This is a genomic window from Paenibacillus sp. FSL R10-2199 (assembly GCF_038000235.1).
GTDB lineage: Bacteria > Bacillota > Bacilli > Paenibacillales > Paenibacillaceae > Paenibacillus_AQ > Paenibacillus_AQ phytohabitans.
In genome coordinates this window covers 4,417,511-4,438,331 of record NZ_JBBOBO010000001.1, presented here as the reverse complement: position 1 = coordinate 4,438,331, position 20,821 = coordinate 4,417,511, and the positions used below count along the sequence as shown (strand labels likewise).

Genomic DNA, 20,821 nt, shown 5'->3' with positions numbered 1-20,821 from the left:
CATTCCTTGAGTTAGAGGGTTACGATTTACGATTCTTATAGAAATCAATAATATCGCTTACTGTGCGGAGCGGCTCCGCCTCCTTGTGGACAGTGTCCACGGCTGGCTTGAAGGGTTCATGCGTATTCGTAGTCACTTTCAGTCATTCCTTTCGATAATTAAGCTAGCTGCGTCTAAAGCTGCATGTATGATCGCGGCACCTCTATTCATTACCCTAAAAAAAGGGCATTAACGCACATCCGCTCTTATTTTTTGTGTGAATCTTCTGTGTCTGCTAATTTGTTCTATGGATTTGATCAGTCTCCACTTCTCAGCACATAGCAAAAAACGCCTCCCTAACGTAATATACGTTAAAAAGACGCTATCTATGACTCTTCTCCGGGCCCAATTTTCATTTATTTGTTATTCAGGCTTGCCTGCTCCTGCAGCCGCTTCAGTGTCAGCTTGTCTTTCGCCGAAAGCTCTGCTGTCTCCAGCAGGTCCGGTCTGCGCTCAAGTGTGCGCTGCAGCGCCTGCTCGCGCCGCCATACCTCAATGTTGGCATGATGTCCGCTCAGAAGCATATCAGGCACCTTCCAGCCGCGGAATTCCGCAGGACGGGTATAATGGGGATATTCCAGCAGCCCCGTGCTGAAGGAGTCGGTTACTGCAGAGGTCTCGTTACCCAGCGCCCCCGGCTGCAGCCGCACGACCGAGTCAATGACAGTCAGGGCAGGCAATTCACCGCCGGTCAGTACATAGTCGCCAATCGATAGCTCGTCCGTCACCAGATGCTCGCGGATCCGCTCATCATAGCCTTCATAATGCCCGCAGATGAAAATCAGATGCTGCTCCTGCGCCAGCTCCTCGGCGATCTGCTGATTATACGTCTGGCCCTGCGGACACATGAGAATTATCCGTGGCTTCGCCGGCGGGTCTATAGCGGATTCAGCCGCACCTGCTTCAGCGCTGGTCTCGGCCAGCACATGCTCAACCGCCGCAAAGATCGGGTCTGGCTTAAGCACCATCCCTCCGCCTCCGCCATATGGCGTATCATCCACGCTGTTATGCTTGTTTCCTGAGAAATCACGGAAGTTCACGGCATTCAGCGATACGATGCCTTTGTCACGGGCTTTGCCGAGTATGCTTGTGCCGAATACACCTTCACACATCTCCGGAAAGAGTGTCAGCACATCAATCCGGATCATGGAAGCAGCCCTTCCATAATGTGCACCGTGATTTTTTTGGCCTCGATATCCACGTCAAGCACTACATCATTGATGACCGGAATCAGGATATCCTGGCCTTTGGCCGGCTTCACCACCCAGACGTCATTGGCACCAGGCTGCAGAATCTCCGTGATTGTACCCAGCGGCTGGCTGGCGTCTTCATCGGTGTACACTTCACAGCCAACGATTTGGTGGAAATAATATTCATTCTCCGGCAGTTCCACCAGGTCATCGCTTGGCACTTTAAGCATACTGCCCTTATATTTCTCAACCTCATTAATATTGGTATAGCCCTTCAGCTTGGCTATATACATACCTTTGTGTTCTTTCGCGGATTCTACCGTCACCTCGAATTTCGGGCTTCCGTCCGCCGGAATCAGCAGCAGCTTTTTGCCGGGTGCAAAGCGCACTTCCGGGAAATCGGTATGCGACAGGATTTTGACCTCTCCGCGGATACCGTGGGTATTCACCAGTCTGCCTACTGTTAACTCTTCCGTCATGTGATCCTCTCCTTTGACAAGTTTCGACTATCTATATATTTCAACAAAAAGGAGCCGGGATATACTATCCCTAGCCCCTCATTGTACGCACACTTAAGATAAAATATCTACGGTAACGCGTTTATCGCTCTTGACTGCTGCAGATGTAACTACGGTACGAAGCGCTTTGGCGATCCGCCCCTGCTTGCCGATGACCTTACCGACATCATCAGGATGTACGGAGAGCTCATAGACAATCAGGTGATCCTTCTCCACGGTCCGTACGGTCACATCCTCTGGATGATCCACTAAAGCCTTAGCAATAACACCAACTAATTCTTCCATAGAGGACCCTCGCAATCAGTCATTATTTCTGTTGCTTCAGCTCATGGAACTTCTTCATCACGCCAGCCTTAGAAAGCAGGTTGCGGACGGTATCAGATGCTTGTGCACCTGTTTGAAGCCATTTAAGAGCTTTTTCCTCATCAATCTTAACGACTGCCGGTACTTCAATCGGATTATAATAACCGATTTCCTCGATAAAACGACCGTCACGAGGGGACCGGGAATCGGAAACCACTACACGGTAGAAAGGCGCTTTATGTGCTCCCATTCTTTTCAAACGAATACGTACTGCCACGAAATTCACCTCCTTATAAGAATATCGGAATTATTATTAACCTTTGGGACAAACCTTTATCAAGGCTTTTCGATCCCTCCCAAACCCTCCCTTCCAAGGGAGGGCCCCAAGGGCTCTGCCCTCTGGACACCCGGCTAAATGCAACTGGCGTAGGCGTTCAGACTGGAGGGCCTGGGGTTGTTCGGGATAAGACCGCTTTTCCTCCCTGCGGGATACGCTTGACTGCGGCGTTACCTTGATACAGGGTAGAGATTAAAAGATTAAAAGATCAAGAGACTGAGATCAAGAGACTAGGATCAAAACCACTCTCGATCATCTGATGTTGTACTATGTCTGATGGATAAAGATCAAAACTCTTGCAATCATCTGATGTTGTACTAAATCTGATCTATGGTAAACCTTATAGAGATCAACGGAAAGGGAACTTCATACCGCCCTTGCCGCCAAGGCCTTTAAGCTGCTTCATGGCGTTCTTCTTGCCGCCCTTGCCTCCGCCGCCCATCATGCCGGAGAACTGCTTCATCATCTTGCGCATTTCATCGAACTGCTTGATGAGCCGGTTAACCTCGGCGACGTTGGTACCGCTGCCGGCAGCAATACGCTTGCGGCGGTTGTGGTTGATGATCTCAGGCTGGGCTTTCTCGGCCTTGGTCATGGAATGAACAATGGCTTCGACGCGTCCCATCTGCTTATCGTCAACTTTCAGATCCTTCATGCCTTTGGCTTTGTTCATGCCAGGCAGCATATCAAGAATCTGGTCGATCGGGCCAAGCTTCTTGACCTGATCCATCTGCTCCAGGAAATCGTCGAACGTAAATTCCGCATTACGCATCTTACGTTCCATTTCCTTCGCTTTCTCGGTATCGATATTGGCCTGAGCCTTCTCGATCAGCGACAGCATGTCGCCCATGCCGAGTATCCGTGATGCCATACGTTCCGGATGGAACGGCTCCAGCGCATCGATCTTCTCGCCAAGAGCAGCGAACTTAATCGGGCAGCCGGTTACGGCCTTGACGGACAGCGCAGCACCACCACGGGTATCACCATCAAGCTTCGTCAGTACTACGCCGGTAAGCTCCAGCTGTTTGTTGAAGCTGTCAGCCACATTCACGGCATCCTGACCGGTCATGGCATCGACTACAAGCAGCACTTCGTCAGGAGTTACGACGTTATGTATCTGCTTCAGCTCTTCCATCAGCTCTTCATCGATATGCAGGCGGCCTGCAGTATCGATAATGACATAATCGAGGTTATTGTCCTTCGCATGCTGAACACCTTGTCTGGCGATTTCCACCGGACTTGTCTGATCACCCAGCGAGAAGACCGGAACCTTGATTTGCTCTCCCAGCACCTGCAGCTGCTTGATCGCCGCAGGACGGTAGATGTCAGCCGCTACGAGCAGCGGGCGGTGATTGCCCTTCTGCAGCAGCTTCGCCAGCTTGCCCGAAGTGGTTGTCTTACCCGCACCTTGCAGGCCCGTCATCATAATGACAGTCGGCGGCTTGTTCGACTTCGCCAGCTTCGCCTGGCTTCCGCCCATCAGCTCAGTCAGTTCCTTGTTAACGATGTCGATAATGACCATGCCTGGCGTGAAGCTGTCCATCACTTCCTTGCCGACGGACTTCTCTTTCACCTTGGACACGAAGTCCTTGACGACTTTGAAGTTAACATCGGCTTCCAGAAGGGCCAGCCGCACTTCGCGCATGGCTTCGTTTACGTCTTCTTCGGATACTTTCCCTTTGCCGCGCAGTTTGCTGAACACATTCTGCAATCTTCCGGTTAAACCTTCAAATGCCATATGCGGCTTGCTCCCTTCATGCTACTCTAACCTCTGCAAACGATCCACGATGTCCGTGAACCGCAGTTTATATTGCTCAGGCAGCATCCCATTGTCCGGCAGTCTGCGCAGTTCTTCTAAATATCTGTTGCGGTCTTCATGTTTGGACAGCAGTCCAAGCTTCTCTTCATAATTCTCAAGAACTTGCTCCGCCCGCTTAATATGCTCATACACAGCTTGACGGCTGATTTCAAATTCCGCAGCAATCTCTCCCAGGGAGAAATCATCGTGGAAATAATATTTGAGAAACGTTTGCTGCTTGTCAGTAAGCAGCCGTTCATAGAAAGCAAATAGCAGGTTGATCCGGTTGGTTTTCTCGAGCCTATTCTCCTGACTCATTAAGGGCACTCCCTTCGTCAAGGAAAAACACTTTACAGCTTCACAACGTCCCTTATGATACCGAAAACAAAGAAAGATGTCAAGCCTTTTTGCTTGTCATCTTTTTCTTTGCCTGAAACCGGCATTTCGGAGGTAAATTCCGGCCTGCTTAGTGAATCGGCAGGATGTATAAGAATACAACGAAGAAGTGAAGAATCGTCCCTGCAAGCACGAACAAATGCCAGATGGCATGATGGTACGGGAAGCCGCGCCACACATAAAAAACTGTGCCAAGCGTGTACAGCAGACCGCCTACCATCAACAGAGTCATGCCGCCGCTGGCCACGACTTCAGACAGGGGGCTCCAAGCGATCACGATCATCCAGCCCATGGCGATGTAGAATATGGTCGACATGAACAGGAACTTTTTGACGAAAAACGCTTTGAAAAAGACGCCGAATACCGCTACTCCCCAGGCGATTCCGAATAAAGTCCAGCCCAGCGGCCCCCGGATCGCCACCAGCATAAAGGGTGTATACGTTCCAGCGATAAATAAATAAATTGAAGAGTGGTCGAGGAATTCAAAGAAGTCCTTCGCCTTGCCGTCCCTGAGACTATGCACCATTGTTGAATTAAAATACAGCAGCAGCATAGTTACCCCATATATGGAGAAACTGACAACATGCCAGGCCGTACCATTCTGGACAGCATATACGACCAGCAGAACCAGCGCAGCAATACTTAATACTGCACCAATCCCGTGTGTAATCGCGTTCGCAACCTCTTCCTTGCGGCTGTAAGTGTGAGTATTAGCCATCCCACTATTCCTTCCATTTGCGGTTTCCTTCTATTATAGCTCTTTCCCTGAGGTCCTTCCAGCTTACGGCAGCCGCAGGGAATACTTCTCCGTTTACAGCTTGTACAGGTCAGTGTACTTTGCTTCCAGATAATCCGCCAGATAATCCGGGTTCAGCGGTTCCCCTGTTACCTGCTCGATAATCTGCGAGGGTGTCAGGCTCTGACCGTAGCGGTAGATTTTGTCGGTGAGCCATTCTTTGATCGGCAGCAGGTTTCCGGCAGCAATCAGCTCCTCGAACTCCGGAAGCTCCTTGCGCAGCGTATTGAGCATTTGGGCTGCGTACATGTTGCCCAGTGAATAAGAAGCGAAATATCCGAAGTCTCCTCCCGACCAGTGAACATCCTGCAGTACGCCAAGCGCATCCGTAGGAGGGGTTATACCGAGATATTCCTGATACTTCGCGTTCCAGGTCTTCGGCAGATCCTTCACTTCAAGCCCTTCATTGAAAATAAGCTTCTCGATTTCGTAGCGTACAATAATATGCAGGTTGTAAGTCAGCTCATCGGCTTCGATGCGGATGAAGGAATTGCCTACACTGTTGATGGCGCGGTAGAAATCCTCCATTTCCACATTTGCAAGCTGTTCCGGGAAATGCTGCTGCAGATCGCCGTAGTAACGCTGCCAGAAGGCCCGGCTGCGGCCGATCATATTCTCCCATAGTCTGGACTGGGACTCGTGAATCCCCATGGATGCGCCTTGAGCCAGCGGTGTACCAATAATCTCTTCACCGAAATTCTGCTCGTACAGGGCATGTCCGCCTTCATGCAATGAGCTGAAGATCGAACTGGTCACATTATCCAGCAGATAGTTTGTTGTGATGCGCACATCGCCGGGATTCAGGCCCGTAGCGAACGGATGCACACTTTCATCCAGACGTCCTGCATCAAAGTCGTAGCCCATCTGCTCAAGCAGGAAGAGGCCGAACTTCTCCTGCTGCTCTTTGGGGAAAATTTGACTCAGGAATTCCGTATCCGGCTTGTTCGGCGACGCGCTGATCGCTTCGGCAAGAGGAACAAGACGGCTGCGCAGACGGCTGAAGATGTCGTCCACTTTGGCCACCGTCAGATCCGGTTCATACATATCCAGCAGCGTATCATAACGGGATCCTTCTACTCCCCAATAATCGATAAACTCCTGTTTGAACTCAACAATCTTGGTCAGGTAAGGCTCGAAGGAGGCAAAATCATTGTTATCCTTGGCTTCTTCCCAGATGGTCTGGGCATGGGCGGTCAGGACAGAGTACTCCTCGAATTTTTTGGAAGGAATGCTCTTGCTGCGGCTGTACTCTTTGCGGGTATCCTTCACGATCTTGTTCTCATTATCGCTTAACTGGCTCATCACTTCCGGACGGCTGAAGAATTCGGTAAAAGCACCGATCTCCTCCGATACCTGCAGTTTGAATGCTTCTGCACTCAGCATGCCAAGCGTGGCTGATCGCATCTCCACACCTTTACGCGGCGCACCTGTACGCAAATCCCAGCCCAGGAGCCCAATAGCTTCATAATAGCCTCTGATTTTGGATAATAGCTCTTTAAATTTATCCCACTCTTCTTTGACCAATTGTTCCATTGGTTGAGCACCTGCCCTTGTCTAATTTATCCACTCCTCTTGATGATACTTTTATTAATGGCTATAATCAAATTCAGAATAGACATCTTCAATTTGAAATACTTATATTCTAATGAATACCGTGAACCCGGGGAATTCTGATTACTGACTTTAAGTTCGCGGCAAGAAGATGTAGAATGAATAACAACTTATTGCGTAAGCTTCCCAAGGGGGGGCTGTACGAAGGGATTTCAGAAGAAGTCTATTATCATTTAACTTTGAGGAGGCAGCATGCTCATGAGTCAGGTCACAGAAATTATGAAATTTAACAAGCATTTTGTTGAGGAAAAAGAATACGAAGCCTATCTGACCAGCCGCTTTCCGGATAAAAAAATGCTGATCATCACCTGCATGGATACCCGGTTAGTTGAGCTTCTGCCCAAAGCGATGAATTTCAAGAACGGCGATGTCAAAATCATCAAAAATGCCGGAGCCGTCATCTCCCAGCCGTTCGGAAGCGTAATGCGCAGCGTAATGGTTGCACTGTATGAGCTGGATGCGGATGAAGTTATCGTCGTCGGGCATTATGAATGCGGCATGGCCTCCCTGAATGCGGACCGGATGATCAATTCTATTAAGGAACGCGGTGTTTCGGAGCAGGTGCTCGATACTTTGGAGAATTCGGGAATTAAGCTGACCAAATGGCTGCGCGGGTTTGACAATGTGGAGGAAGGGGTAATTCAGACTGTGGAGCTGATCAAGCGCCATCCCTTACTCCCCCCAAACGTACCTATTCACGGCATGATCATCGATCCGGCAACCGGAGCGCTTGAGCTTGTCTCGGATGGATACGCGGAGCATAAGGCAACTCTCTGAAACTGCTGTTTGCGTGGATCCTGGATCCACGCACTTTTTTTGGCCTGCCGGAACCTTGAAGCCAGTTAACATTTCTATTTGTGATTATTAAAAATTGAAACCTCCTGAGGGTAACCTGCGTATTACCGGGCAGACACACAGAAACTAATGTGAACAAGACGGATGCTACTCGTTAAAAGAATGGTTTTGTCCGCTGCAGATTCTGGAATGTCTGTATTTACCACACTTCTGGGAGGTTCTCGTACTAAATGAAATCAATGAAACGTGTAATGATGATCGTCATGGCCTTCACTCTGTTCTTTGCCGTAACTGCTCCTGACTTTGCAGATGCCCGCCGTGGCGGCGGCTTCAAATCGGGAAGCCGGGGATTCACCACTACCCCGAAGAAATCAACAACAAATAATGTGAAACAAAGTGATAGCACCAAAGGCACCACAGCCGGAAGCACAACGAATGCAAACCGCGGATTCTTCAGCGGCGGCAGTCTGATGAAAGGCCTGATGATCGGCGGGATCGCCGGCTTCCTCTTCGGCGGAATGTTCTCCGGCATGGGCGCTTTCGGCAATATCATCGGCCTCTTCATTAACATGCTGGCCATTTATCTTGTCGTTATGATGATCATGTCCTTCTTCCGGCGCAGACAGGAACGGCGCAGAATGCAGGAAAGAGACGGGCGTTACTAATGAGTGTTACCGTACTCAGTATGGACGAGATTATCAATGCAATCTGCCTGCATATGGCTGAACGCAAAGCTGTACGGGTGGAGGAAGTCCGGGTGGAGCTTAGCTGGGACGAAGATACCGGTTACACCGCAGAGGTCTGGGTCCAGGGCCGCAGCCAGTTCCTGGTCGAATCCAATCTGATTGAATCGATTCTGCGTTATCTGCACAGCGAATACGGCATCCGCGCTTACCGTGAAAATGTACGCCTGGAGCTGGACGAGGAAATCACCGCAGTTGTCACTATGTAGAACTCATACGCCGTCCGCTGATGCATTAAGCGGGCGGTTTTTTTGTGCTTGCGGGTTGGGGTTGGGGTTGTTTACCGATGGCAAGCGTACAGAGGTTACAATCGCCTTGTCCACACTAAAGGCAGGCGACATCATCCAGTACACGCTGAAATCAGGCACAGCTCAAGCCGATAGCATCAGCCTCAGCAGCGGTGATTCCGGCAGCAAATAAGTAATACTGCCGGGAACTTCGCAGCATTCCACCCTGCTGGTTCCAGCCTGTCCTCACATCAGGTTCTGCGCTGAAGCCGGTCAGCAGCACTTCAACTGCCAGATAAATCATCCGGCAGCTTGTTACATGCAGAAACCGCATCACAATAACCGGATCGGCAAGATGCTGATCCGGTTATTTTTGCATGAGCAGGTTATCCCCTCTACTCACTGTACTTATTACAATAGCCGCAGCGGTCAAGCGCGCATCCGGGCAACTCGCCGGCCCGTACCCGCTTCAGATTAGCGAAATAGCCAGCAGTTCGAATAATACCAGCGGCAGGATGACGTTATTATTCACCGGCCCCGGATACGGATAACCTGGACCTGGATAAGGCTTGTAATACGGGTTGTAGTATCCGCGTCCCGTTTCTGTAGTTATAGTCACCGTGAGGTACAGATGTTTGCTGTCCATGCCGGCAATGGTGCCTTCATGCATCTGTCCGTCGATGGTCTGTACCTTCACATTATGGTTCAAATAAGGCTTGCAGGACTGGTGCAGAGAATCGCGGACACCGTGCAGATGCTGGACCACCGCTGGGTCAGCCTGATAGATAACCGCTGTTTGCGGGCCACTATGATATGTCGACATGAATGTTTAACCTCCGTATAAATGGATTTGCTACATTCTATGCACATGCCCAGCCCAGGGTGCCTAGCCCGCTGCCGTCCCTCCACCCCGCTTGCTGTAATTCCTCCGCCTCTATACCAAAGCAAACTAAAAAGCCGTACACCAGAAAGTCCTTGTATACGGCTTAGCTATTCACTTATTCTCCATTAAATCTGCAGCAGCCTAAAAAGCAACGCCGATTCCGCCCTGTCCTGCATATGTACCCATCACAGGTCCCATGGTGGACAGCAAAATTTCTTTGAAGGGATGCTTCTCCAGAATACGCTCCTTGATTTCCAGCGCCAGCATCTCGCAATTGCTATGGACTATGGCGATTACCGCCTGTTCATAATCATGCTGCTTCTGATCAAGCTTGGCCAGCAGATGACTCAGCGCCTTAGGAAGTCCACGGGTCTTCTCGACCACTTCAACGGTTCCCTCTTCGCTGATCTTCAGCAGCAGCTTGATGTTCAGCACAGAAGCCACGGCACCGGAGATCCGGCTCAGCCGTCCGCCTTTGATCACATTCTCCAGAGTATCCAGTGTGAAATAAGCGGTGGTCTCTTCAACCTTGTGCATCACTTTATCTTTCAATTCAGCCAGACTTGCTGCCGTCAGCGACCATTTCGCTGCCATAGCCACAATCAGTGTCAGTCCGCCTGAAAAAAGTTTGGAATCTATAATTTCAATCGCATTCGGATGTCCTTCTTCCTCGTACATCTCCTTGGCGATCATTGCGGTCTGATAAGTACTGCTGATATTGGAGGACATGCAGATGACCATAATGTCAGTGCCTGCTTCCACTTGTTTGAAATTGTCCAGGAATACCTGTGGACTTGGACTCGCCGTAGTCGGCAATTCCTTCGCTTCATGCATCTTCGCATAAAAAGTCTTCGCGTCCGTATCATAAGGCATGAGTTCATGTCCGAAATGAACCGGCAAATGGACAATAGAAATGTCGTACTGCTCTACGTAATCTGGGGGTAAATCGGAACCGCTATCCGTTATAATCTTGATGGGCATCAGAGTGCTCTCCTTTCAATTCTATACTAGTATAGTCACCTTTTATGTAAACCAATAGTACAATTTATAACTTGTCAAAAGCGTTTTTTTGTGCTTAGAGCTATTTTTCACAGCTCAGCAGACTATTCTGCCTGAAGGATTGTTACTCTCTGCGACTATTATTAGCTGCATCAGGTTCTTTCTTAACTTCCCGTCTTATGATATGGTTTATGCATAAGTGAATAGAAATGGAGTGTAACGATGAGCAAGAACAAAGTGTGGAACAGAGGCAAACATAATGGTGCCGGCCTGTCCAAAAAGACCCCCGCTAACGTAGAATCCGAAGGTACAGCAGAGACGGCTGCGGCAGAGAACATCAGCGCTGAGGAAACTCCGAATCCGTGGATTGATACAGTGAAGCCGATGAACCGCAGCAATTGGGTATCCAGACCCGCCCGCGTGAAGCCGCAGAACCCTGAACGGAATAAGTAGCTTGCCCTTTATAGGGAGCAGCTGAACATTACCGCATCCAAAAAAGAGGAGCCGCATACCTTACGCGGCTCCTCTTTTATCATACAACGCACACTCTTAGCTGGTTCCCTAAGTGCAGCTGCTACAGATTCAAGCTTCGCATACTCTGCTCCGGATAACGCATGCCCGAGGCAGCCCCTTGAGGCGCAGCCTCATCAATCTGCTGCAGCTCCTCAGAGGTCAGCTCTATTTCCAGTGCACCTACGTTCTCTTCCAGATACTTCGTCCGTTTCGTTCCCGGGATCGGCACGATGTCCTCCCCTTGCTTCAGCAGCCAGGCCAGCGCAAGCTGAGAGGGCTCGCAGCCCTTCCCGGCAGCAATCTGCTTGATGCGTTCCACCAGATCCAGATTCTTCTTGAAATTATCCCCCTGGAAACGGGGGGAGTTGCGGCGGTAATCATCCTCAGCCAGATCCTCGAAGCTCTGAATCTGCCCGGTCAGGAAACCGCGCCCCAGCGGACTGTACGGAACGAAGCCAATACCCAGCTCGCGGACAAGCGGCAGAATTTCGTCCTCCACCTCACGGCTCCACAGGGAATATTCGGTCTGCAGCGCCGTTACCGGATGAATGGCATGAGCGCGGCGGATGGTAGCCGTCCCTGCCTCAGACAGCCCTATGTAGCGGATTTTGCCTGCTGCAACGAGATCGGCCATCGCACCAACGGTTTCTTCAATTGGCGTGTTCGGATCTACCCTGTGCTGATAGTATAGATCAATATGATCTACGCCAAGCCGCAGGAGACTGGCATCGCAAGCTGACTTCACATAGTCCGGACGGCCATTTATGCCGAGCATCTGCCCTTCCGGACTGCGTACATTGCCGAATTTGGTCGCCAGCACAACATCGTTCCGTTTGCCTTTAACGGCTTTGCCGACCAGATCCTCATTCCTTCCCACACCATACATATCTGCCGTATCCAGAAAAGTAACTCCCAGATCAATGGCCCGGTGAATCGTGCGGATGGACTCCGCTTCATCCCGGCCGCTGTAGAAATCGGACATCCCCATACAGCCGAGTCCAAGTGCAGACACCTGCAGCTTACCGCCTAACATTCTAGTATTCATTCCCTGCTTCCGCCTCCCGATTTGAAATTGAAGCCTTGTCTTCCCTGATCATACCACAGTCAAATTCCAATATCATTTATGGCACCTTAGAGCAGACCTTCCGGCAAATACCCGTTGCGCTCCAGAATAGCCTGCATCATCGCAAGCGTATCCGGCTGCAGCGGAATACCTGTAGTTCTATACAGCTGGAGCCAGCGCAGACAAGCCAGCGCCTCGAATAGCTCAAGCTCAGCTGCAGTGTAACTGCTCTTTGCAAGAAATGCTGAACGGTAGACTTCTGCGTAATGCTCCCCCGCATAGACCCGGATAATTAGAATAGACCACGCTATATCATATCTCGGATCGCCCAGCTGGACATTTGTCCAGTCAATAATGGTGTAGGCTCCGGCAGCCTCCAGGATATTGCCCGCATGATAGTCTCCATGGATCAGATGATGCGAGGTTATTCCCGCCTTGTCCGCCAGCCCCAGCGCCAGCATTCTGATCTCCGGCTGACCTCCCCACTCCGGGAAGAAGTAATCTGCGAAATCATATGCGGGTACTTCTATACCGCTTAAGGAATCGAGTGGAAGCCTATGTATATCCAGCAGATTTTCTGCTATTGCTGTAAGAACGGTGGTATTCGCTTCCGTGAGAGGCACACCGTCAAAGCTGGTTAACAGCACCTGATTGTCCCCGGGGTCCAAACCCCAGGCATACGGCTGTGACACCGCACGGCCCTGCCGGTACATCTGCTCCAGCACTTTATATTGGATAGAGATATCCGGCCGTGAATCCCGGTTCCATATTTTGAACACAAGCTCTGTATCCGGCAGTGTAACTCTGTATACCTCGGCTTCCAGCCCGCCCTCTAGCGGGGTTATGACCGCCTCATCTGCCCTTTGCAGAATCGCCTCATATTCCGCACTTTGCTCTTTCCAGCGGATATTGCTTAGAACATTATTCATGGTTATGAATCTTCCTTTCCGTTGACTGATTCTTGTTCGCTTGTCATTATGCAGCTGCTGTCAATCCAATTGCTTGTATTCTAGGCACTTTCCTCAGATACCTGAATAATATAAACCAATTAAACCATACAACGGATAAATGAGGGAAGCTATATGGAACATTGGATCAGAGTCGAACCGAACGTGAAGATTTATGTTAATGATATCAACCCGCTGGGCAGCAGAACGATTCTCTTCGTCCATGGCTGGCCTGCTAACCACCAGATGTTCGAATATCAGTACAACCAGCTGGTGCCTATGGGCTACCGTTGCATCGGGATGGACATGCGGGGATTCGGCAATTCGGATAAACCGCTGGGCCGGTACGATTATAACCGCTTAGCTGATGATATCCGCTGCGTGATCGGGGCACTTGGGCTGCAGGATATTACACTCGGCGGACACTCAACCGGCGGAGCCGTAGCCATCCGGTATATGGCCCGGCACCAGGGATATGGTGTCTCCAAGCTTGCGCTATTCGCTTCGGCAGCCCCCAGTCTGATTCAGCGGCCGGGCTTCCCTTACGGAACGACCAGAGAAGCTATCGAGCAGATCATTCAGTCTACCTACGATGACCGGCCCAAGATGCTGTATGATTTCGGCGAAATTTTCTTCTATCAAAAAGTATCCCAGCCGTTCTCGGACTGGTTCTTCCAATTAGGGCTTGAGGCAGCAAGCTGGTCGACCATCGCTGTCTCCAAGGCTTGGCTCGAGGAAGAGTTGTTTAATGACCTCCCACGGATACAGGTGCCTACGCTGATTCTGCACGGTATTCATGATCAGGTATGCTTCTTCCCGCTGGCCGAGGCACAGCATCAAGGAATCCGCAATTCGGTACTGATCCCCTTCGAGAATAGCGGACACGGATTATTCTATGACGAACGCGACAAATTCAACCTGGAGCTGTCCCGGTTCGCCAAGTAGAAATCATCCGCCATATAACAACAGCCGTTTCTTTGCGGAAGCAAAAAAACGGCTGTTTAGTCATTTTACATTTTAAATCACGTATCAGTTAGTTCATCCTTAATCCTTCTGTATACAACCTTACAGCTCCAGCGTCTCACCATAGGCAAGCGCCGAGCCTCTGATTCCCGCTTCTTCCAGCGCCTGAACGAAAGCACCTGCATCCTGACGGATCGGCGGGAAGGTATTGTAGTGTACCGGAAGTACATGTCTCGCTCCCAGCCACTTAGCGGCGATGAGTGCATGCTCAGGCCCCATCGTGAAATGTCCGCCGATCGGCAGAATGGCCAGATCAATCTCGTACAGCTCCCCGAACATCTTCAGGTCTCCGAACAGACCGGTGTCCCCTGCATGCAGAATGGTGCGGCCCTCAGCTTCAATAATGAAGCCCGCAGGCGTCCCCCCGTAGATCCTCTGTCCATCTTCGAGTGTAATGCTGGAGGTGTGGAAGGCATGGATCATCGTCGCTTTGGCAAAACCAAGATCCACCGTCCCCCCGATGTTCATGCCAATCGTCTGGGTGCCCTTCCCCTCCAGGTAAGAGGCTAACTCCACATTAGCTACAATCGGAGCATTATTACTTTTGGCAATCGGCGCGGCATCCAGAATGTGATCCATATGGGCATGTGTTAATAGCACCGCATCTGTCTTAATATCCTCAACCTTCGTCACCGCTGCAGCATTGCCGCTAATGAAAGGATCGATAATCAGCGATTTGCCGTTTACCACGATTTGAACACAGGAATGGCCATGATAGATAATTTTCATTGATTTTCTCTCCTCTTCGCTGTTAAATTCAATGGGCTTTAAGGGATTGAATCGTGCAAAAACCCAAAGTTTACGTTACAATGACACCAAGCTGCTCTGAAGCCAGACATGCTACTGAATTTTTACAATATAACAAATTATAATACGTTCGTTAGTTTTTATGATATATTCATTTCTGCCAGCTGTCAAGAGAGGTGTGAAGAACATTGCTGTCCGTTGAGAAAACTATGCTGTTCCTGTTGTCCAAGGTGGAGCAGATGGGCGCCCAGCAGTTTGTTGAGATTTACGAGCAAAGGGGGTACACCTCCACCTATATCCGCAATGCCCTGTCCCGTCTGAAAAAAGAGGGCTATATCGCTTCCCCGTCACGCTCCTGGTACAGCGTCACCGCCGAGGGCCTCGCCTACATTAAGGCGATTAACAGCAAGCCCGCCCGGTATCAGGAAAAGTGGGATCACACCTGGGATGTGGTCATGCTGGAGGTTCCTGAGTCTGAACGCAAGAAGCGCGACCAGTTCCGTACGGCGCTCGGCCAGCTGGGCTATGGACTTCTATATAACAGTGTGTACATTTCACCGTGGAACTATCGCGACGAAGTCGCAGCATATATCCAGAAGCTGGAGCTGGAAGGCAAGGTGTCCATCCTGCAAGGCCAATTCCAGGAAGGCTCCATTACGCCACAGAAAGCACAAGCGATCTGGCAGCTGGATGAAATCGAAGCCTTATATCAGAAGAAATCGGACTGGCTGCAGGAAGAATTCGTTCCATCTTTGCACGAGGCACTTCAGGCGGGGCAGCCTCTACAGCTATTCCTGCTATATTTGCAGATGGGTGAGGAATTAAGCGGGCTGTTTATGGCCGACCCGTATCTCCCGGATGAGCTGCTGCCGGACCATTGGCCGGGTAAAGTGATTATCGCCGCAATGAACAAGCATATGCGTAGAGCCGCACAGGCAATTCCTGCGGATTCGTTCTATGCCCCTTTCGTCAGATAAGATGATCTTGGAAGGATGCTTAACACAAAGAGCAGCCCAAACCGCAGGCTGCTCTTTGTGTTATATACTAACCCTCGCGATTGCCGGAGGCCAAAAGCTCCCGGACCGCCTCCATATTCGTAACCGGCGCACGGCAGGCAAAATTCCGGCACACATAGGCCGTCGCATCGCCGCGGACCGCCGGTTTGTCCGCCAGATGCGGCAGGAGGCGGAGAATGCCTTCGCTATCCCCTTCCCAGTTAACGATCAGCGCAGCGTCAGGCAGATAGGCCTGCTGAACCTGAGCCAGCATGCCGTGCAGCGCCGGGTCCTCTTTTTTGCCGGAGAGCACCCATTCCCTGCCGCCCGAGGTCATCGCCAGATGGGCCTGCAAATACATCGCATAACCCGGCGGATACTCCGCTGCTGCAGAGGAGAGCACCGCAGCGGTACGCTCGGCGATGCCTTTGAGCTCCACGTCCTGGGCAATCACCGACAGCTTCCAGAGCAGCTTCGCCGCTACCGAATTCCCGGATGGAATAGCCCCGTCATACAATTCCTTCGAGCGGATAGGCAGTTCTTCCCCGTCATGGCCGGTGAAGAAGAAGCCGCCGCCTTCGGAATCGTAGAACAGCTCCAGCAGTCCATCCTTAAGAATCAGAGCGCGTTCCAGATAGACCGCCTGACCCGTAGCTTCATATAGTTCGCTGAGTCCCCAGATCAGGAAGGCATAATCATCCACATAAGCGGGAATCGCTGACTCCCCGTCACGGTAACGTGCCAGCAGCCTGCCATCCTCGCGCCGCAGCTTGTCCCAGATGAAGTTTGCTGCCGCTTCGGCGGCCTTGGCATATTCAGGCTTTTGCAGCGCTTTGGCTCCTTGAGCCAGCGCCGCGATCATCAGCCCGTTCCACGAAGTAAGCACCTTGTCATCCTTGAGCGGATGAATGCGCTGCTCCCGGTACTCATACAGCTTCCCGCGCCATTCCTCCATCCGGGTCCGCAGGCCCAGCGGGTTCATGCCCAGGCGTTCCGCCATTTCTTCCGGCAGTCCCTGAAGCAGATTCGGAATATTGGCACCCTCGAAGTTGCCTTCCGGGGTAATCCCGTAGACATGGCAATATGAATGCATGTCTTCCAGTCCCAGGGCTTCCTCGATCTCATCACGGGAGAAGACGTAGAACTTCCCCTCCACGCCTTCCGAATCCGCATCCTCCGCAGAGTAGAAAGCGCCTTCGGGAGAAGTCATATCGCGCAGGACATAGGTGAAGATCTGCTCGGCAATCTCCGCATACAGCGGTTTCCCGGTAATCTGGAAGGCCTCCAGATAGACGTTCGCCAGAAGTGCGTTATCATAGAGCATTTTCTCAAAATGCGGAACCAGCCATTCCCGGTCCGTAGAATACCGCGAGAACCCGAAGCCCACATGGTCGTACATGCCGCCCCGGTACATCGACTCCAGCGTCTTCTCCACCATGCGGAGCGCTTCCGGCTGATTGTGCAGCTGGCTGTACGCCAGCAGGAAGGACAAATTATGCGGCGAAGGGAACTTCGGCGCATTGCCGAACCCGCCATATTCCTCGTCGAACTGGCGCCGGTACAGCTCATACGCCTCATGCAGCAGCTCATCGCCCGGGATACCGCCGTCTACATCAGCCGAGTTATATGCATTCTTACGGTCAAGTGTATGCAGCTCTTCAAGCAGGTCATCGCCCAGCTTATTGAGCGCCTCCCCGTCCTGCTCCCACTTCGTGTGGATCTGCTCCAGCACATCCATCAATCCGATCCGGCCAAACATCTGCCGCTTCGGGAAATACGTCCCGGCATAGAACGGCTTCTTTTCCGGCGTCAGCAGCACCGTCAGCGGCCATCCCCCGCTCCCCGTCAGCGCCTGACAGACCGACATATACAGCGCATCAATATCCGGCCGCTCCTCGCGGTCGACTTTGATGGCTACGTAGTTATCGTTAAGGAGCTGCGCGACTTCTGAATCCTCGAAGGATTCGCGTTCCATTACGTGACACCAATGACAGGTGGAGTAGCCGACTGAAAGGAAGACAGGCTTATTGTCGCGCTTGGCGACTTCAAACGCCTCTTCAGACCAAGGGAACCAATTCACTGGGTTAAGTGCGTGTTGGAGCAGATATGGCGACTTCTCCTTGGCTAATCTATTGGGTACTTTATGAGTAGTCATGGGACATCACCTCGTTTCGTTGTAGGATTGTTTGTAAAATAAAGCTTAGGGGTATTTTACCCAAATGGGTGGGGAAAGTCGCAAGGGAGAGAAAAAATGTAACTTCTTAAGAAGAGGGTTCTTTAAATTGGTTTGAACAGAAGGCGTTGTTCTCAAGTGGTGATTGATTAATTCAGCGACTTAACACTCTTTATGATTTTTCAACTTATTCCATAGTATCCTTTGTAAAAATTTATTAGGTTATCTCTACTGAATTCAACAAAATCCCTTGTTAGTTCTGCCTTTTTCAAATATGCAATTTCATCCAGGGCATCAATAGTTATTGTATTTTCCAGAAAGATTTTGGTTTGCTCTAGTCCTGCCCCACAAAGCAATTGAACATCAATATAAATAAATGAATCGAAGTTTTTCTTTTTCGCCTTCCAAATTAACAAACTATCCTCTACTTGACCAAGAATAAACAATTGAATACATAACGTCTTTATATACTCATTGTCTTCGGACTCCTGATTGTCCAGTTCAATAAGCAACAACTTGCGAATATCATCTATATCACTTTGCTTTGGGATTAATCCGTGTATACGCAATAATTCATCAGTTCTATCTACGGTCATTGTTCATGCTCCATTCTTCAATCGGTGAATGAAATTGCTCTCTTATCTGTTCTTTGGCTTAGTCCCACCAAGCATATAAATCCCCTTCCATTTCACACTCATCAGTTTTAGTACAGAACGCAACAAAATCGTGTTTCAATGTCCTTGTTACATGTTCTTTGGGTACAAAAAGCGTATCTAATGTCACTCTATAATCTTTACGCAATGGGCTGGTGGCATAGCCTTTAGTCAATACATTGGGGTATGTAGCCATGAAGTTAAACATTTTTTCTACACTAGGAGAACTATTATGGGCTTCAAGTGGGTCAATATAGTTGTTTTCAATTAGTTGCTTTAAGACTCTTACGTCATTAAACTCAAAGCGTCGGACACTTCCTGTGCCCCTTTTTGCAATCCACTCTCCAGTGATTCCTAGTAACCTGTCCCTCCTTTCATAATCCATATTGAAAATGAAGTCGCCATTCATTATATGTCCTCCATTCAATGAGATCTTGCTTTCATTTATGTAATAATGTTTAGTAAAAGTTTTACGATTTCATGAATGATAACTGTTATCCCTTGATTCAAGACTAAAAATTGGGCATACCCAAATATCATCTTTAATAAGTACCAACAAGTAGTTCTCTTCGATTCTACACTCTTGATACCATCCCAAGTCTACAGAAGTTCTACCCATATGAAGTTGCAATAAGTCCCTCTGTGAAGTTCTAACGAAATGGTGTATCTTCTTCGACAAATTGAACAGGGTCGGTTTCATCAAACTAAATAATACCATATACTGGGACAAACTTCTTTATTCGTATCGCTTCAAATTTCACTTTATCGAGCGATATAAGTGCTATAGGAGTTTCACCATTCAAACAACTGAAATACGAATTCAGCAAGTCAACTTGATAGACTGAGAGATAATTTATAGTGGTGCATATCTAGTTTAAAACTATATGAATTCAAGTACAGCAAGAGATTAGTGAAAACAGACCTAATGAGAACAAAACAGGAAGCAACTTCGGGGTGGGACGAAAACGTAGAGATTAAACTAGTGGAATTCACCGACATGACACCAATGACATGTGCTGTATCCAACTGAAAGGAAAATCGGCTTGTTCTCGGCTTGCGCCTTAGCAAAAGCCTCTTCTCCCCAAGGGAACCAGTCCACGGGGTTGTGGGCGTGTTGCAGTAGATAGGGTGATTTTTCGTTTATTAGTCGATTTGGCTTTTGGCCTTCTTTTATCTCCATTCATGTAGCCTCCTTGAGCACGTATGTTGCCATTTTCATTATTACCCATTGGTGAACAAAAAGACACTAACCTCGTTAGTGTCTTTTTTATAAAGTATTGCTTGACTCAACTACCGAAACTTAATCAGGACCTATGACAACCCTTGCTCTTTGAATTGACTTTAAAATACATAATCTTTCAGTGAGGTTAATTCGTTAGCTGTAATTCTAGCATTAAGAGATAGGTTTACTCCACCTCGATCAGGTTCCGTTACAGAAATTAACGTGCTCCCTACTTTGGGACAGCCTCTTTAAAACCATAACATTTTCGGAATGGATTGTTGCGTTTAAGCAGTAGAAAAAGGAGCCCTTTTACAGGCTCCCTTCGACGGTGTTTGATCGTTCGAGTATCTTTAAAAGGCACACTTCACATCATTAGAAATACTTGGGCACCGCTTGTTCACTTTCCGTTTTAAAGGAATGCTACTAGGCGTGTGTGTTCAGAGATGCTCTGCGACACAACCCCTCGCTTTCAGTTGACTTAGTGATTAGTTAAATTCCTCTTGTAGCCCTAGCACCGAATGGTCCAACGGAACCACACCTCTCTTCACACCGTCAAAAATATCTTGCACAGACTTCAAGCTTCTTATACATCGTACACTCAAACAATTTTAAATCGGGATCGAACCGACGGCCTCATGCATGCCATGCAAACGTTCTACCAGCCGAGCAAGTGTGTTCTCATCATCCCGATATGTAAATAAACATCATCTTCAAATACTCCATATCTATGGAATTTATCATATTTTGAAGTATATTAAAGCCCCATTTGCCACTATGAAAATATATCCTTCATCGTTTTGTTATACGCTTTCCTATCAAAAACGCTTAGAAAACCTATAGCATAGTTTAT

23 protein-coding genes and 1 pseudogene are annotated in these 20,821 nt (G+C 49.4%); 6 read left to right on the top strand and 18 right to left on the bottom strand.

The genetic code is table 11. The features are described from left to right. Nucleotides 1-395: 395 nt before the first annotated feature. The 8 genes from trmD to NYE33_RS19210 form a co-directional block, all read right to left on the bottom strand. Nucleotides 396-1,184, bottom strand: coding sequence for a tRNA (guanosine(37)-N1)-methyltransferase TrmD (trmD, locus tag NYE33_RS19245; RefSeq protein WP_340948923.1), 789 nt, complete (start codon nt 1,182-1,184; stop codon nt 396-398). Further along, nucleotides 1,184-1,708 (bottom strand): ribosome maturation factor RimM, encoded by a 525-nt coding sequence (rimM, locus tag NYE33_RS19240; protein WP_039309371.1) that lies wholly within the window; start codon nt 1,706-1,708, stop codon nt 1,184-1,186. The genes trmD and rimM overlap by 1 nt, the downstream gene beginning before the upstream one ends. Before the next feature lie 93 nt (nt 1,709-1,801). Beyond that, nucleotides 1,802-2,032, bottom strand: coding sequence for a KH domain-containing protein (locus tag NYE33_RS19235; RefSeq protein ID WP_019910364.1), 231 nt, complete (start codon nt 2,030-2,032; stop codon nt 1,802-1,804). Between the two features lie 22 nt (nt 2,033-2,054). Next, complete coding sequence (gene rpsP / locus NYE33_RS19230) at nt 2,055-2,327, bottom strand: 30S ribosomal protein S16 (protein WP_019910363.1); 273 nt, start codon at nt 2,325-2,327, stop codon at nt 2,055-2,057. Between the two features lie 409 nt (nt 2,328-2,736). Then, the gene (gene ffh / locus NYE33_RS19225) at nt 2,737-4,125 is read right to left on the bottom strand and encodes a signal recognition particle protein (protein ID WP_042138192.1); all 1,389 of its coding nucleotides are present in this window, start codon (nt 4,123-4,125) and stop codon (nt 2,737-2,739) included. A 21-nt stretch (nt 4,126-4,146) separates the two neighbouring features. Further along, the gene (locus NYE33_RS19220) at nt 4,147-4,503 is read right to left on the bottom strand and encodes a putative DNA-binding protein (protein WP_039309377.1); all 357 of its coding nucleotides are present in this window, start codon (nt 4,501-4,503) and stop codon (nt 4,147-4,149) included. A gap of 148 nt (nt 4,504-4,651) precedes the next feature. Continuing rightward, nucleotides 4,652-5,299: a PAQR family membrane homeostasis protein TrhA gene (gene trhA / locus NYE33_RS19215; RefSeq protein ID WP_039309379.1), complete on the bottom strand. Its 648-nt coding sequence runs from the start codon at nt 5,297-5,299 to the stop codon at nt 4,652-4,654. Between the two features lie 93 nt (nt 5,300-5,392). Beyond that, nucleotides 5,393-6,910: a carboxypeptidase M32 gene (locus tag NYE33_RS19210; RefSeq protein ID WP_341067060.1), complete on the bottom strand. Its 1,518-nt coding sequence runs from the start codon at nt 6,908-6,910 to the stop codon at nt 5,393-5,395. A gap of 276 nt (nt 6,911-7,186) precedes the next feature. Between NYE33_RS19210 and NYE33_RS19205 the strand changes: the two genes are divergently transcribed. The 3 genes from NYE33_RS19205 (at nt 7,187) to NYE33_RS19195 (ending at nt 8,735) form a co-directional block, all read left to right on the top strand. Next, nucleotides 7,187-7,765: a beta-class carbonic anhydrase gene (locus NYE33_RS19205; RefSeq protein WP_039309384.1), complete on the top strand. Its 579-nt coding sequence runs from the start codon at nt 7,187-7,189 to the stop codon at nt 7,763-7,765. Between the two features lie 257 nt (nt 7,766-8,022). Next, complete coding sequence (locus NYE33_RS19200) at nt 8,023-8,448, top strand: membrane protein (RefSeq protein ID WP_039309423.1); 426 nt, start codon at nt 8,023-8,025, stop codon at nt 8,446-8,448. Further along, nucleotides 8,448-8,735, top strand: a complete 288-nt coding sequence (locus NYE33_RS19195) for a YxcD family protein (protein WP_039309385.1) — start codon at nt 8,448-8,450, stop codon at nt 8,733-8,735. The genes NYE33_RS19200 and NYE33_RS19195 overlap by 1 nt, the downstream gene beginning before the upstream one ends. A 151-nt stretch (nt 8,736-8,886) precedes the next feature. Here NYE33_RS19195 and NYE33_RS19190 read toward each other — a convergent pair whose 3' ends face one another. The 3 genes from NYE33_RS19190 to NYE33_RS19180 all read right to left on the bottom strand — a co-directional run bounded on the left by NYE33_RS19190 (nt 8,887) and on the right by NYE33_RS19180 (nt 10,617). Next, entirely contained in the window at nt 8,887-9,057 is a 171-nt protein-coding gene (locus tag NYE33_RS19190; RefSeq protein ID WP_341067058.1) for a hypothetical protein, read from the bottom strand. 165 nt (nt 9,058-9,222) lie between these two features. Beyond that, nucleotides 9,223-9,576: a hypothetical protein gene (locus NYE33_RS19185; protein ID WP_042138203.1), complete on the bottom strand. Its 354-nt coding sequence runs from the start codon at nt 9,574-9,576 to the stop codon at nt 9,223-9,225. Between the two features lie 201 nt (nt 9,577-9,777). Beyond that, the gene (locus tag NYE33_RS19180; RefSeq protein WP_042138205.1) at nt 9,778-10,617 is read right to left on the bottom strand and encodes a DegV family protein; all 840 of its coding nucleotides are present in this window, start codon (nt 10,615-10,617) and stop codon (nt 9,778-9,780) included. 240 nt (nt 10,618-10,857) lie between these two features. Between NYE33_RS19180 and NYE33_RS19175 the strand changes: the two genes are divergently transcribed. Continuing rightward, entirely contained in the window at nt 10,858-11,088 is a 231-nt protein-coding gene (locus NYE33_RS19175; RefSeq protein WP_341067055.1) for a hypothetical protein, read from the top strand. A gap of 121 nt (nt 11,089-11,209) precedes the next feature. Here NYE33_RS19175 and NYE33_RS19170 read toward each other — a convergent pair whose 3' ends face one another. Together NYE33_RS19170 and NYE33_RS19165 are read right to left on the bottom strand one after the other, a co-directional pair. Then, nucleotides 11,210-12,193 (bottom strand): aldo/keto reductase, encoded by a 984-nt coding sequence (locus NYE33_RS19170; RefSeq protein ID WP_042138209.1) that lies wholly within the window; start codon nt 12,191-12,193, stop codon nt 11,210-11,212. A gap of 86 nt (nt 12,194-12,279) precedes the next feature. Beyond that, a complete protein-coding gene (locus NYE33_RS19165) occupies nt 12,280-13,140 on the bottom strand; it encodes an aminoglycoside phosphotransferase family protein (protein WP_042138211.1) in 861 nt (286 codons plus the stop codon). A 153-nt stretch (nt 13,141-13,293) separates the two neighbouring features. Here NYE33_RS19165 and NYE33_RS19160 point away from each other — a divergent pair, with 153 nt between their 5' ends. After that, complete coding sequence (locus tag NYE33_RS19160) at nt 13,294-14,103, top strand: alpha/beta fold hydrolase (protein WP_341067052.1); 810 nt, start codon at nt 13,294-13,296, stop codon at nt 14,101-14,103. A 120-nt stretch (nt 14,104-14,223) separates the two neighbouring features. Here the strand turns inward: NYE33_RS19160 and NYE33_RS19155 are convergent, their stop codons facing one another. Then, a complete protein-coding gene (locus tag NYE33_RS19155) occupies nt 14,224-14,910 on the bottom strand; it encodes a metal-dependent hydrolase (protein ID WP_341067050.1) in 687 nt (228 codons plus the stop codon). Between the two features lie 206 nt (nt 14,911-15,116). On the opposite strand from NYE33_RS19155, the gene NYE33_RS19150 reads away from it, so the two are divergent. Further along, nucleotides 15,117-15,905, top strand: a complete 789-nt coding sequence (locus NYE33_RS19150) for a PaaX family transcriptional regulator C-terminal domain-containing protein (protein WP_042138217.1) — start codon at nt 15,117-15,119, stop codon at nt 15,903-15,905. Between the two features lie 67 nt (nt 15,906-15,972). On the opposite strand, the gene NYE33_RS19145 is transcribed toward NYE33_RS19150, so the two are convergent. The 4 genes and pseudogenes from NYE33_RS19145 to NYE33_RS19130 form a co-directional block, all read right to left on the bottom strand. Further along, entirely contained in the window at nt 15,973-18,078 is a 2,106-nt protein-coding gene (locus tag NYE33_RS19145) for a thioredoxin domain-containing protein (protein ID WP_042138219.1), read from the bottom strand. Nucleotides 18,079-18,278: 200 nt separating this feature from the next. Then, complete coding sequence (locus NYE33_RS19140) at nt 18,279-18,692, bottom strand: hypothetical protein (protein ID WP_042138221.1); 414 nt, start codon at nt 18,690-18,692, stop codon at nt 18,279-18,281. Between the two features lie 58 nt (nt 18,693-18,750). Beyond that, nucleotides 18,751-19,158, bottom strand: a complete 408-nt coding sequence (locus tag NYE33_RS19135; protein WP_341067047.1) for a hypothetical protein — start codon at nt 19,156-19,158, stop codon at nt 18,751-18,753. A 585-nt stretch (nt 19,159-19,743) separates the two neighbouring features. Then, nucleotides 19,744-19,929 (bottom strand): annotated as a pseudogene (locus NYE33_RS19130) (DUF255 domain-containing protein); the annotation flags it as partial. Nucleotides 19,930-20,821 lie beyond the last annotated feature (892 nt).

Coding starts and splice junctions, on each gene's coding strand:
- rimM (WP_039309371.1), bottom strand. CDS start 1,708: ATGACGGAAGAGTTAACAGTAGGCAGACTGGTGAATACCCACGGTATC.
- NYE33_RS19235 (WP_019910364.1), bottom strand. CDS start 2,032: ATGGAAGAATTAGTTGGTGTTATTGCTAAGGCTTTAGTGGATCATCCA.
- ffh (WP_042138192.1), bottom strand. CDS start 4,125: ATGGCATTTGAAGGTTTAACCGGAAGATTGCAGAATGTGTTCAGCAAA.
- NYE33_RS19220 (WP_039309377.1), bottom strand. CDS start 4,503: ATGAGTCAGGAGAATAGGCTCGAGAAAACCAACCGGATCAACCTGCTA.
- trhA (WP_039309379.1), bottom strand. CDS start 5,299: ATGGCTAATACTCACACTTACAGCCGCAAGGAAGAGGTTGCGAACGCG.
- NYE33_RS19210 (WP_341067060.1), bottom strand. CDS start 6,910: ATGGAACAATTGGTCAAAGAAGAGTGGGATAAATTTAAAGAGCTATTA.
- NYE33_RS19205 (WP_039309384.1), top strand. CDS start 7,187: ATGAGTCAGGTCACAGAAATTATGAAATTTAACAAGCATTTTGTTGAG.
- NYE33_RS19200 (WP_039309423.1), top strand. CDS start 8,023: ATGAAACGTGTAATGATGATCGTCATGGCCTTCACTCTGTTCTTTGCC.
- NYE33_RS19195 (WP_039309385.1), top strand. CDS start 8,448: ATGAGTGTTACCGTACTCAGTATGGACGAGATTATCAATGCAATCTGC.
- NYE33_RS19190 (WP_341067058.1), bottom strand. CDS start 9,057: ATGATTTATCTGGCAGTTGAAGTGCTGCTGACCGGCTTCAGCGCAGAA.
- NYE33_RS19185 (WP_042138203.1), bottom strand. CDS start 9,576: ATGTCGACATATCATAGTGGCCCGCAAACAGCGGTTATCTATCAGGCT.
- NYE33_RS19180 (WP_042138205.1), bottom strand. CDS start 10,617: ATGCCCATCAAGATTATAACGGATAGCGGTTCCGATTTACCCCCAGAT.
- NYE33_RS19175 (WP_341067055.1), top strand. CDS start 10,858: ATGAGCAAGAACAAAGTGTGGAACAGAGGCAAACATAATGGTGCCGGC.
- NYE33_RS19170 (WP_042138209.1), bottom strand. CDS start 12,193: ATGAATACTAGAATGTTAGGCGGTAAGCTGCAGGTGTCTGCACTTGGA.
- NYE33_RS19165 (WP_042138211.1), bottom strand. CDS start 13,140: ATGAATAATGTTCTAAGCAATATCCGCTGGAAAGAGCAAAGTGCGGAA.
- NYE33_RS19160 (WP_341067052.1), top strand. CDS start 13,294: ATGGAACATTGGATCAGAGTCGAACCGAACGTGAAGATTTATGTTAAT.
- NYE33_RS19155 (WP_341067050.1), bottom strand. CDS start 14,910: ATGAAAATTATCTATCATGGCCATTCCTGTGTTCAAATCGTGGTAAAC.
- NYE33_RS19145 (WP_042138219.1), bottom strand. CDS start 18,078: ATGACTACTCATAAAGTACCCAATAGATTAGCCAAGGAGAAGTCGCCA.
- NYE33_RS19140 (WP_042138221.1), bottom strand. CDS start 18,692: ATGACCGTAGATAGAACTGATGAATTATTGCGTATACACGGATTAATC.
- NYE33_RS19135 (WP_341067047.1), bottom strand. CDS start 19,158: ATGAATGGCGACTTCATTTTCAATATGGATTATGAAAGGAGGGACAGG.